This is a genomic window from Streptomyces sp. NPDC094147 (assembly GCF_044764265.1).
In the GTDB taxonomy this organism is placed as follows: domain Bacteria; phylum Actinomycetota; class Actinomycetes; order Streptomycetales; family Streptomycetaceae; genus Streptomyces.
This window is the reverse complement of sequence record NZ_JBIWHT010000044.1, coordinates 22,058-33,628: the sequence shown is the minus strand read 5'-3', so window position 1 is coordinate 33,628 and position 11,571 is coordinate 22,058. Positions and strand designations below refer to the sequence as shown.

The 11,571-nt window shown below is 70.7% G+C and carries 8 protein-coding genes, 1 tRNA gene and 1 pseudogene; 8 read left to right on the top strand and 2 right to left on the bottom strand.

Annotation, left to right across the window (positions count from 1 at the left end; genetic code table 11):
* Positions 1–207: 207 nt before the first annotated feature.
* Positions 208–492 (bottom strand): annotated as a pseudogene (locus tag ACIQ8J_RS33485) (terpene synthase family protein); the annotation flags it as partial.
* A gap of 556 nt (positions 493–1,048) precedes the next feature.
* On the opposite strand from ACIQ8J_RS33485, the gene ACIQ8J_RS33480 reads away from it, so the two are divergent.
* The gene (locus ACIQ8J_RS33480; protein ID WP_403277500.1) at positions 1,049–1,774 is read left to right on the top strand and encodes a dienelactone hydrolase family protein; all 726 of its coding nucleotides are present in this window, start codon (positions 1,049–1,051) and stop codon (positions 1,772–1,774) included.
* A gap of 175 nt (positions 1,775–1,949) precedes the next feature.
* Here ACIQ8J_RS33480 and ACIQ8J_RS33475 read toward each other — a convergent pair.
* A tRNA-Arg gene (locus ACIQ8J_RS33475) sits at positions 1,950–2,021 on the bottom strand.
* 157 nt (positions 2,022–2,178) lie between these two features.
* On the opposite strand from ACIQ8J_RS33475, the gene ACIQ8J_RS33470 reads away from it, so the two are divergent.
* The 7 genes from ACIQ8J_RS33470 to rho all read left to right on the top strand — a co-directional run bounded on the left by ACIQ8J_RS33470 (position 2,179) and on the right by rho (position 11,326).
* Positions 2,179–2,613 (top strand): response regulator, encoded by a 435-nt coding sequence (locus tag ACIQ8J_RS33470; protein WP_403277501.1) that lies wholly within the window; start codon positions 2,179–2,181, stop codon positions 2,611–2,613.
* 131 nt (positions 2,614–2,744) lie between these two features.
* A complete protein-coding gene (nrtL, locus tag ACIQ8J_RS33465) occupies positions 2,745–3,731 on the top strand; it encodes an ArgS-related anticodon-binding protein NrtL (protein WP_403277502.1) in 987 nt (328 codons plus the stop codon).
* A 50-nt stretch (positions 3,732–3,781) separates the two neighbouring features.
* A complete protein-coding gene (gene lysA / locus ACIQ8J_RS33460) occupies positions 3,782–5,173 on the top strand; it encodes a diaminopimelate decarboxylase (RefSeq protein WP_403277503.1) in 1,392 nt (463 codons plus the stop codon).
* A gap of 98 nt (positions 5,174–5,271) precedes the next feature.
* Positions 5,272–6,573, top strand: coding sequence for a homoserine dehydrogenase (locus tag ACIQ8J_RS33455; protein WP_403277504.1), 1,302 nt, complete (start codon positions 5,272–5,274; stop codon positions 6,571–6,573).
* Positions 6,574–6,579: 6 nt separating this feature from the next.
* On the top strand, positions 6,580–7,638 hold the full coding sequence (gene thrC / locus ACIQ8J_RS33450; protein WP_403277505.1) for a threonine synthase: 1,059 nt from the start codon (positions 6,580–6,582) through the stop codon (positions 7,636–7,638).
* Positions 7,639–7,918: 280 nt separating this feature from the next.
* Entirely contained in the window at positions 7,919–8,836 is a 918-nt protein-coding gene (thrB, locus tag ACIQ8J_RS33445; RefSeq protein ID WP_403277506.1) for a homoserine kinase, read from the top strand.
* Positions 8,837–9,238: 402 nt separating this feature from the next.
* Complete coding sequence (gene rho / locus ACIQ8J_RS33440) at positions 9,239–11,326, top strand: transcription termination factor Rho (protein WP_403277507.1); 2,088 nt, start codon at positions 9,239–9,241, stop codon at positions 11,324–11,326.
* Positions 11,327–11,571 lie beyond the last annotated feature (245 nt).

Sequence of the window (11,571 nt, the reverse complement as noted above, 5' to 3'; positions counted from 1 at the left end):
AGCTAAGCCTTTCAGCGCCGATGGTACTGCAGGGGGGACCCTGTGGGAGAGTAGGACGCCGCCGAACAATTTTTGGGGAAAGCCCCGCACCAGGTCCCTTCGGGATCACGGTGCGGGGCTTTTCTGCGTTTAACCTCGCTTCTTTCATGCCAGTGCTTTGCGAGGGGGAGGATGCAGCGCCGGCTGGTGGTTGGCGCGGCGCGGGCCTTATGCCGCGGCGCCAGCGCTCGCGATATCGACTGATCCAGGGCGGACTTGCGGTCGGTGGTCCTCTGAGACGAACTTCTGCGTCTTCGCGTGGTGCATCTCCAGTGTGAGGACAGTGGCGTGGTCGAGGTCGATTTCATGGTCCGCCATCAAAACCGTTGGCATGGCGATGACGTGTCCCGACTTCTCCGCTGTCTCCTTGCTGTGGGAGATGACATTGTTGGACAGGCCGATCAGGTCGCATGCCAATCGGGTCTGGGCTCCGACGTCCTGGCGGAGGATTTCCTCGTCCGGAACGACATATCAGGTCACTATTTCGGACAGCCGGATACATGTCAGGGCTGCGCCGCAGTCCATCCGCACGTGCAAATAGTCCACCGGCTTCGGCTGCGCGCCGAGGGAGAACAGACAGGGTCTTGATGGATTCTTCAACCCTGTCCGACCCCGTCCTCATCGCGAGTCGCGGGCATCCGGACCCTGCCCTCCTCGGGCTCAGAGTGCGGCACACCTCCGTGCCGCCGACTCGCCCTTGCAGCCCGTCACTTCGCACCATCCGACGGCCTCCGGCCCTTCAGAAGGGGCGTGCGGCCCCGGCGCGTGGGGCGACCCACTGGCCGTGAGGCGCGCGGCCTCACAACCCGCGCTGTTCTGAGCGCCGCCCGTGCCAGGCCCGTTTGCGGCAGCGGGAAGAGGCCCTGTTCTCGTAATGGCCAACTGCGCGGTAACGGGGTGCGTGACGGATCTCGTGAGCCACCGCCGCATTTCAGAGGCACACCCGCGCTGTTCTGCCGGCGGTGAACACCGGCTCCACCGGGCTCGACGATCACTATCGTCCAGTCTCATGACGACGGTTACAACGCGCACGGTCGAGTACCCGGCCGACGGGCTGACGATGATCGGGCACCTCGCTCTCCCGGCCGGTGTCGACCGCCGGCCCGCGGTGCTGCTCGGACCAGAGGGCATGGGGCTCAGCGACGTCGAGCGCCGCAGGGCCGATGCTCTCGCCGAGCTGGGATATGTAGCGCTGGCCTTCGACCTTCACGGCGGGCGCTATTTGGGCGACCCAGAGGAGATGCTGGCCCGTTGCATGCCGCTGCTCGCCGACCCCGACCGGATGCGAGGCATCGGCCACGCGGCGCTCGACGTGTTGCGCACCGAACCGCGGACCGACCCCGACCGGATGGCGGCCGTCGGCTACGGCACCGGGGGCGCCATCGCGCTGGAACTCGGGCGCGATGGCGTCAACCTGCGCGCGATCGGGACAGTCAACGCAACTACCACGGGCCGACCGGGCGAGGCGGCGCGCATTCGCTGCCCGGTGTGGGCCGGGGTCGGGTCGGAGGACCCGATCATGCCGCCCGCGCAACGGGACGCGTTCACCACCGAGATGCAGGCCGCGGGCGTCGACTGGCGCCTCGCGGTCTACGGCGGCGCCTTGCACGCCTTCCACCACCCACCGGTCGACCACCCCATGGTCCCCGGCGTCGGCTACCACCCACAGCACGCGCAGCGAGCCTGGCGCGACGTCGTCGACCTGCTCGCCGAGTGCCTGCCCGTAACGGAGTGATCCGGTCGCCGACCGCGATCCCGGGGCACTTCAGCCGTGACAGATTCCGATCAGCGGCGGCACGCGACTCAGCGGCGGCATACGACAAAGAGCCGGACCCAGTAGAACTGGGTCCGGCTCTTGAAGTCTGGCACTTCAGCAGGTGAGCGACCTTGCGGTGCTGTTCCGGCTGCTGTGCCCCCGGCAGGATTCGAACCTGCGCACACGGCTCCGGAGGCCGTTGCTCTATCCCCTGAGCTACGGGGGCGTCCGCCGCGTTCGGCGGCGACGGGTAGAACCCTACCAGCTCTCCCGGGGTGGCCGTGAACAGGTATTTCCGTCCCGTCCGGAGGCCGTGTCCCCCGGGCGGGGTGGAAGTGGGGAAAACCCGGACGCGGTGCCCTCCGCGGACCTAACCTCAAGGTGTGTCAGGCGCGTCCGGCCGGGTTCTTGTTGTCGACGACAACAAGGTCATCCGGCAGTTGATCAGGGTCAACCTCGAGCTGGAGGGCTTCGAGGTCGTGACCGCGGCTGATGGTGCCGAGTGCCTGGAAGTCGTCAACCAGGTACGCCCCGACGTGGTCACCCTCGACGTGGTGATGCCCCGGCTCGACGGACTGCGTACGGCCGCGCGGCTGCGGTCGGATCCGCGCACCAGCCGGCTGCCCGTCGCGATCATCAGTGCGTGCACCCAGTACGAGGTGGAGACCGGGCTCGCCGCCGGGGTCGACGCCTTTCTGGCCAAGCCGTTCGAGCCCGCGGAGCTGGTCCGGGTCGTACGGCAGCTGCTGCACCGGGAGGCCCCGCCGTCTGCCGACGGCAGCAGGGAGTCCGGGCGGGCCGGCAGCACCCGGGGCTGACCTTCGACCCCGTTCCACCGAGCCTCGCCAAGCCACAAGGTCACGCCCATACGGGCAGGTGGTGGCCCCCGCCTGCCCGTATGGCGAAACCGGTTCGCGGAGGGACCCCCCCTCTCCCATACGCTGGACCCGTGACCCCCGCAGAGCTCTCCCGTACCGTCGTGCGCGTCGTGCGCAGCGCGGTCGACGAGGGTGCCCTCGTGGTGGCGGGGGACGCGGTGCCCGAGGTCGTCAAGGTCGAGCGGCCCCGGCCCGGTGGCGGGGGCGACTACGCCAGCGGGGTCGCGCTCAAGCTCGCCGCCGCCGCGGGCCTCCCCCCGCGCCGCGTGGCCGAGCTCCTGCGGCAGCGGATCGCCGACCAGCCCGGTATCGCCCTGGTCGACATCACCGGGCCCGGGTTCCTCAACATCACCCTCGACCGCGGTGCGCAGTTCGATGTCGTACGGCGCATCGTGCGAGGCGGCACGTCCTATGGGTACGGGGATGCTCTTCGCGGGCAGAGCCATGCCTTCGCGGACGCGTCCGAGAGCCGGGCCCGGGTTGTCACCGAGGTCGTCGTGCGGCTGCTCCGGGCTCAGGGGGCCGATGCGCGCGTCGTCCGGCACGGGGGGCAGCCCCTTCCCGTCGTGGCCTGCGAACAGCCCCGGCTCGCCGAGCTCGTCGGGCGGGATGCCGCTCGCTGGGCCATGCTCCGGGCCGCCCGGCACGACCGGCCCCGTACCGATGTGGCGGAACTGCTCGCTCAGCGGGAGAGCAGTGCGTTCTTCCGGGTGCGGTACGCGTACTCCCGCAGTCGCGCTCTTGCGCGCAACGCGCTCCAGCTGGGGTTTCGGGCCGAGGCCGGGGCCGTTCCCGAGGGGGACGCGCTGCTCGGGCTGCTCGGGGACCATCCCGGTGTGCTCGAAAGCGCCGCCCGGCACCGGGCGCCCGACCGGCTGGCGCGGCAGCTCGAAGCCGTGGCCGACGAACTGCTCTGCTTCCAGCACGGCGTACTGCCGCTCGGTGACGAGAAACCCTCGGCCGCCCACCGCTCCCGGCTCGCCCTCGCCGAGGCCGCCGGGACGGTGCTGGCCGGCGGCCTGTCCCTGCTCGGCGTCGACGCCCCAGAGTTTGTATGACGTGTGCAGACGTGTCTGGACATGTGTGAGAGAGAAGACGGTAGAGAACGATGAGCCGATCCGCGCACCCCGCCGGTCCCCGCCACGCCGACGTGCTGACCGAAGGGCACTACTCCGCGCCCCCCGCCGACCTCAACTCCCTTGACGCGAAGGTCTGGTCGAGGACCGTCACGCGCAACGAGGAGGGCGCCGTCACCATGGGCGGCCTCGAAGTGGCGCGGCTCGCCGAGGAGTTCGGCACGCCCGCCTACTTCCTGGACGAGGCCGACTTCCGTGCCCGGTGCCGCGCCTGGGCCGACGCCTTCGGCGCGGACGCCGACGTGTTCTACGCAGGCAAGGCCTTCCTGTCGCGCGCTGTCGTGCGCTGGCTGCACGAGGAGGGGCTCAACCTCGACGTCTGCTCCGGGACCGAGCTCGCCACCGCCCTCGACGCCGGGATGCCCGCCGAGCGCATCGCCTTCCACGGCAACAACAAGAGCGAGGCCGAGATCCGGCGGGCCGTCGAGGCCGGGGTCGGGCGGATCGTGCTCGACTCCTTCCAGGAGATCGTGCGCGTCGCGCACATCGCCCACGAACTGGGGAAGGTGCAGAAGGCCTTCATCCGGGTGACCGTCGGCGTCGAGGCGCACACGCACGAATTCATCGCCACCGCCCACGAGGACCAGAAGTTCGGCATCGCGCTCGCGGACGGGCAGGCGGCCGAGGCCGTGCGCCGCGCCCTCAAGCTCGACGGGCTCGAACTCATCGGAATTCATTCGCACATCGGGTCGCAGATCTTCGACATGGCCGGCTTCGAGGTGTCCGCGCGACGCGTCGTACAGCTCCTCGCCGAGGTGCGGGACGAGCACGGTGTCGAGCTGCCCGAGATCGACCTCGGCGGCGGGCTCGGCATCGCGTACACCTCGGACGACGACCCGCGCGAGCCGCACGAGATCGCCAAGGCGCTCGGCGAGATCGTGTCCCGCGAGTGCGCCGCCGCCGGGCTCGCGGCCCCGCGCATCTCCGTCGAGCCGGGCCGCGCGATCGTCGGACCGACCGCCTTCACGCTGTACGAGGTCGGGACGATCAAGCCGCTGGAGGGGCTGCGGACGTATGTGAGCGTGGACGGCGGCATGTCCGACAACATCCGGACCGCGCTGTACGACGCCGAGTACTCCGTCGCGCTCGTCTCGCGCACCTCCGAGGCCGAGCCGATGCTGGTCAGGGTGGTCGGAAAGCACTGCGAGAGCGGTGACATCGTGGTCCGTGACGCATTCCTGCCCGCGGACCTCGCGCCGGGTGATCTGATTGCCGTGCCGGCCACCGGTGCGTACTGCCGCTCCATGGCCAGCAATTACAACCACGCACTTCGCCCGCCGGTCGTCGCCGTGCGCGACGGACGGGCCCGGGTGATCGTCCGGCGTGAGACGGAGGAAGATCTCCTGCGTCTCGATGTCGGTTAAATGAAATAGTTGTCTCAGGATCCGGACGAGGGGCAGAAACTCCCGTCCGGTGAGTGAGACTGGTTCGCATTCCAGGTTTGAACAGGAAACGAGGTCGGATGATGCGTACGCGTCCGCTGAAGGTGGCGCTGCTGGGCTGTGGAGTGGTCGGCTCAGAGGTGGCGCGCATCATGACGACGCACGCCGACGACCTCGCGGCGCGCATCGGCGCACCCGTGGAGCTCGCCGGCGTCGCCGTCCGCCGGCCCTCCAAGGTGCGCGAGGGCATCGACCCCGCCCTGGTCACCACCGACGCCACCGCCCTGGTCAAACGCGGCGACATCGACGTGGTGGTCGAGGTGATCGGCGGCATCGAGCCCGCCCGCACCCTCATCACGACCGCCTTCGAGCACGGCGCATCCGTCGTCTCCGCGAACAAGGCGCTGCTCGCCCAGGACGGCGCCGCGCTGCACGCCGCGGCCGCCGAGCAGGGCCGGGACCTGTACTACGAGGCCGCCGTCGCCGGCGCGATCCCGCTGATCCGCCCGCTGCGCGAGTCGCTGGCCGGCGACAAGGTCAACCGCGTGCTCGGCATCGTCAACGGCACGACCAACTTCATCCTCGACAAGATGGACTCCACCGGCGCCGGCTACCAGGAGGCCCTGGACGAGGCCACCGCGCTGGGCTACGCCGAGGCCGACCCGACCGCCGACGTCGAGGGCTTCGACGCCGCCGCCAAGGCCGCCATCCTCGCCGGGATTGCCTTCCACACCCGGGTCCGCCTCGACGACGTGTACCGCGAGGGCATGACCGAGGTCACCGCCGCCGACTTCGCGTCGGCGCGCCGGATGGGCTGCACCATCAAGCTGCTCGCGATCTGCGAGCGGGCCGCCGACGGGCAGTCGGTCACCGCCCGCGTGCACCCCGCGATGATCCCGCTCAGCCACCCGCTGGCCTCCGTGCGCGAGGCGTACAACGCGGTGTTCGTGGAGGCCGAGGCGGCCGGGCGGCTCATGTTCTACGGGCCCGGCGCTGGCGGCGCTCCGACCGCCTCCGCCGTCCTCGGCGACCTCGTCGCGGTCTGCCGCAACAAGCTCGGCGCGGCCACCGGGCCCGGTGAGTCGGCGTACACCCAGCTGCCCGTGAGCCCCATGGGAGACGTGGTGACCCGCTACCACATCAGCCTCGACGTGGCCGACAAGCCGGGCGTGCTCGCCCAGGTCGCGACGGTCTTCGCCGAGCACGGGGTGTCCATCGACACCGTGCGCCAGCAAGGCCGGCCGGACGGCGGCGGCGAGGCCTCCCTCGTCGTCGTCACCCACCGCGCGGCGGATGCGGCCCTCACCGGAACCGTGGACGCCCTGCGGAAGCTCGACACCGTGCGCGGTGTCGCCAGCATCATGCGTGTTGAAGGGGAGTAACCAGCAATGACCCACCAGTGGCGCGGAATCATCGAGGAGTACCGGGACCGGCTCCCCGTCTCCGCTACGACGCCGGTCGTCACCCTCCGCGAGGGCGGTACGCCGCTCGTGCCGGCCCAGCTGCTCTCCGAGCGCACGGGCTGCGAGGTGCACCTCAAGGTCGAGGGTGCCAACCCGACCGGTTCCTTCAAGGACCGCGGCATGACGATGGCGATCAGCAAGGCGAAGGAGGAGGGCGCGAAGGCGGTCATCTGCGCCTCCACCGGCAACACCTCGGCGTCCGCCGCGGCCTACGCGGTGCGCGCGGGCATGGTCTGCGCCGTGCTCGTGCCGCAGGGCAAGATCGCGCTCGGCAAGATGGGCCAGGCGCTCATCCACGGCGCCAAGATCCTCCAGGTCGACGGCAATTTCGACGACTGCCTCACGCTGGCCCGCGCGCTGTCCGACAACTACCCGGTGGCGCTGGTGAATTCGGTCAACCCGGTGCGCATCGAGGGCCAGAAGACCGCCGCGTTCGAGATCGTGGACGCGCTCGGCGACGCCCCCGACATCCACGTCCTGCCCGTGGGCAACGCCGGCAACATCACGGCGTACTGGAAGGGCTACAAGGAGTACGCCGCCGACCGGATCTCGACGCACACCCCGCGCATGTGGGGCTTCCAGGCGTCCGGTTCGGCGCCGATCGTGCGCGGGGAGGTCGTCAAGGACCCCTCCACGATCGCCACCGCGATCCGCATCGGCAACCCGGCCTCGTGGCAGTTCGCGCTGGCCGCCCGCGACGAATCGGGCGGTTTCATCGATGAAGTGACGGACCGTGAGATCCTGCGCGCCTACCGGCTGCTGGCCTCTCAGGAGGGCGTCTTCGTGGAGCCCGCCTCGGCGGCCTCGGTCGCGGGCCTGCTGAAGGCCGCCGAGCGCGGTCTGGTCGACCCGGGCCAGAAGATCGTCTGCACGGTGACCGGAAACGGCCTCAAGGACCCGGACTGGGCGGTCGCGGGCGCCCCGCAGCCTGTCACCGTCCCGGTGGACGCGGCGGCCGCCGCCGAGCGCCTGGGCCTGGTGTAGTCGTCCCATGCGGCGCGTTACGGGTCCCGCCGCACCGGGACCCGTACGTAAAGCAGGACAAGGCCGCACGTAGGGGCACAGGGGGCTTGCGACACGCATCGTGCGCCTCCTGTGCGCCCTATGTCGCCACAGAACCTTCCTTCGATAGGCTGTACTCAACCCGCCCCGCCGCATATGCCGTGGTGCAGTTGCCCACGTGGCCCTCGGGTGTTCCGTACGTCTTCGAAAATCCCGCAGCAGAGTCATCAGCCGCAGTCTCACAAGGAGAGTCATCAGAGCGATGGCCGGTCCCGCATTCCGCGCCGCCGCCGTACGGGTGCGCGTCCCCGCCACCAGTGCCAACCTCGGTCCGGGCTTCGACTCCCTGGGCCTGTCACTGGGGCTGTACGACGACGTGGTGGTCCGCGTCGCCGACTCCGGCCTGCACGTCGACATCGCGGGCGAGGGCGCCCAGACGCTGCCCCGCGACGAGAGCCACCTCCTCGTACGTTCGCTGCGTACGGCGTTCGACCTGCTCGGCGGGCAGCCGCGCGGCCTTGAGGTCGTCTGCGCCAACCGCATCCCGCACGGCCGCGGCCTCGGCTCCTCCTCCGCCGCCATCTGCGCCGGCATCGTCGCCGCGCGCGCCGTGACCATAGGCGGCGACGCCCGGCTCGACGACGCGGCCCTGCTGGAGCTCGCGACCGAGATCGAGGGCCACCCCGACAACGTCGCCGCCTGTCTGCTCGGCGGTTTCACCCTGTCCTGGATGGACGGCGGATCGGCGCGGGCGATCCGGATGGATCCCGCGGATTCCGTCGTTCCGGTGGTCTTCGTGCCCGCCAAGGCGGTCCTGACGGAGACGGCCCGCGGGCTGCTGCCGCGCACCGTCCCGCACGTGGACGCGGCGGCCAACGCCGGCCGGGCGGCGCTGCTCGTCGAGGCCCTGACCAGGCGCCCCGAGCTGCTGCTCGCCGCCACCGAGGACCGGCTCCACCAGGAGTACCGCGCGCCGGCGATGCCGGAGAGCGTGGCACTGGTCAACCGGCTGCGCGCGGACGGTGTCCCCGCGGTCATCTCCGGCGCGGGGCCCACGGTGCTCGCGCTGGTCGAGGACGGTGCGGCCGACAAGGTCGCACGCCTGGCGGGGGAGGGGTGGGCCGCCAACCGGCTCAGTCTCGACGCCGCGGGTGCGAGCGTCCTGCCGCTCGGGTCGTAGGCGCGGGCGCAGGGAGCACGGCTTGCCGGTGAACGAGAGGGGGAATGTTTGTTGGATCCGGTAGTGTTAACCTCAAGTCTGCATCGGTCGTCTTCGTGGCGCGGTGCTTCGTGTCCCCTTCAGGGACCGCCTTTCTTCCGAGAGCCTCCCCAACTGCCTGCGCAGCCTGCCTGAGCAGTTTCGAGCACGCTCCGGAACCGGCACGACACCCCACGCTTTTCCCAGCAGGGGCCGAGCAGGGGGATCTCGGGCCGGAACCCACGCACGTTTACCTCTCCGCCGTACGCGGCGGACCACCGCCCCGGCACGATCCGTGGTCGACAAGATCACAGGCCGCAGCCGGACAGCACAACCGGTCGCCGAGCCAGACAGGCCGACGTCCGCTCCAGGGAAGGACCCTTCGTGAGCGACACCACCGATCTGATGGGCGTGACTGCCGACAGCTCTGTCGACAACTCCGCGCCCGCCGCAGGTGCTGCCTCTGGCACCACCTCACGGCGCCGCCGCTCCGGCACCGGCCTCGACGGCATGGTCCTGGCCGAGCTGCAGCAGGTCGCGTCCGGCCTCGGCATCAGGGGCACCGCGCGGATGCGCAAGAGCCAGCTGATCGAGGTCATCAAGGAGGCGCAGGCCGGCGGCGGTTCCGCTGCTCCGGCCAAGGCTGCTGCGTCTTCCGCGGACGCCGAGGCCAAGCCGAAGCGCCGTGCCACCTCCAAGGCCCGTACGGGCGAGGAGGCCGCCGCGCCCGCCGCCGAGAAGCAGGCCACGCAGCAGCAGATCGACATTCCGGGCCAGCCGTCCCCCAAGGTCTCCGACCAGGGCGGTGCCTCCGGCGACGACCAGCCCGTGGGCGAGCGCCGCCGGCGCCGTGCAACGGCCCCCTCCGGCAGCCCCGAGGCCACCTCGGCGGCGGTCGAGACCGTCACCAAGACGGAGGCCAAGGCCGAGGTCAAGGCCACCGAGACCGTCGACAGGGCGGAGGCGAAGGCCACCGAGGCCGTCGACACCGCCGAGGGCCGCCGGGACCGTCAGCGGGGCGAGCGCGGCGACCGCCGGGACCGTCAGCGCGGCGAGCGCGGCGAGCGCGGCGAGCGCGGCGACCGCGGTGAGCGGGGCGACCGCGGTGACCGTCAGCGCGGCGACCGCGGCAAGGGCGAGGACCAGCAGGGCGGCCAGCGCCAGCAGCGCCAGGGCGGCCAGCCGCAGGGCCAGCAGCAGAACAACGGCCCGCAGGACGACTTCGACGACGACGGCAGCCGCCGTGGCCGGCGCGGCCGTTACCGCGACCGCCGCGGCCGCCGCGGTGGCCGCGAGGAGTTCGGCGCCGAGCCGCAGGTCGCCGACGACGACGTCCTGATCCCCGTCGCGGGCATCCTGGACATCCTCGACAACTACGCGTTCATCCGTACGTCCGGCTACCTGCCGGGCCCGAACGACGTGTACGTCTCGCTCGCCCAGGTCCGCAAGAACGGGCTGCGCAAGGGTGACCACGTCACCGGCGCCGTCCGTCAGCCCAAGGACGGCGAGCGCCGCGAGAAGTTCAACGCGCTCGTCCGCCTGGACTCCTCCAACGGCATGGCCGCCGACTCCGGCCGCGGCCGCCCGGAGTTCAACAAGCTGACCCCGCTCTACCCCCAGGACCGGCTCCGTCTGGAGACCGACCCGGGCGTGCTGACCACGCGGATCATCGACCTCGTGTCGCCGATCGGCAAGGGCCAGCGAGGCCTGATCGTGGCCCCGCCGAAGACCGGCAAGACCATGATCATGCAGGCGGTCGCCAACGCGATCACCCACAACAACCCCGAGTGCCACCTGATGGTCGTCCTGGTCGACGAGCGTCCGGAAGAGGTCACCGACATGCAGCGGTCGGTGAAGGGCGAGGTCATCTCTTCGACCTTCGACCGCCCGGCCGAGGACCACACCACCGTCGCCGAGCTGGCCATCGAGCGCGCCAAGCGCCTCGTCGAGCTCGGTCACGACGTGGTCGTGCTGCTCGACTCGATCACCCGTCTGGGCCGTGCGTACAACCTGGCGGCCCCGGCCTCCGGGCGCATCCTGTCCGGTGGTGTCGACTCGACCGCGCTCTACCCGCCGAAGCGCTTCTTCGGTGCCGCGCGCAACATCGAGGACGGCGGCTCGCTGACCATCCTCGCCACCGCGCTCGTGGAGACCGGCTCGCGCATGGACGAGGTGATCTTCGAGGAGTTCAAGGGCACCGGCAACATGGAGCTCAAGCTCGACCGCAAGCTCGCCGACAAGCGCATCTTCCCGGCGGTGGACGTGGACGCGTCCGGCACCCGCAAGGAAGAGATCCTGCTCGGCAGCGACGAGCTCGCCGTGGTCTGGAAGCTGCGCCGGGTGCTGCACGCCCTCGACCAGCAGCAGGCGATCGAGCTGCTCCTCGACAAGATGAAGCAGACGAAGTCGAACGCCGAGTTCCTGCTGCAGATCCAGAAGACGACCCCGGGGCCGGGCAACGGCAACGACTAGTCAACTCCGGCCTCAGCAGGGCCACTTGGGAGCGCCCCCGTCAATTCATTGACGGGGGCGCTCTCGTGTTCCGGCGCCGTCGGCGGGCCGTCGGCCGGCTGAGGCGTTCGACACACGCCCCGCGGGCCCTCAGCCCGCGGGCACTCCCCGTAACCGTCGCGAAACCGCAGGTGAGAGCGGTGGGGTCGGCCGCGAGTTGCGCGGCGGGCCCGATGCGTTCTTATGGCCTTCTTAGAAGCCTGTGC

Coding starts and splice junctions, on each gene's coding strand:
- ACIQ8J_RS33480 (WP_403277500.1), top strand. CDS start 1,049: ATGACGACGGTTACAACGCGCACGGTCGAGTACCCGGCCGACGGGCTG.
- thrC (WP_403277505.1), top strand. CDS start 6,580: ATGACCCACCAGTGGCGCGGAATCATCGAGGAGTACCGGGACCGGCTC.
- ACIQ8J_RS33455 (WP_403277504.1), top strand. CDS start 5,272: ATGATGCGTACGCGTCCGCTGAAGGTGGCGCTGCTGGGCTGTGGAGTG.
- lysA (WP_403277503.1), top strand. CDS start 3,782: ATGAGCCGATCCGCGCACCCCGCCGGTCCCCGCCACGCCGACGTGCTG.
- thrB (WP_403277506.1), top strand. CDS start 7,919: ATGGCCGGTCCCGCATTCCGCGCCGCCGCCGTACGGGTGCGCGTCCCC.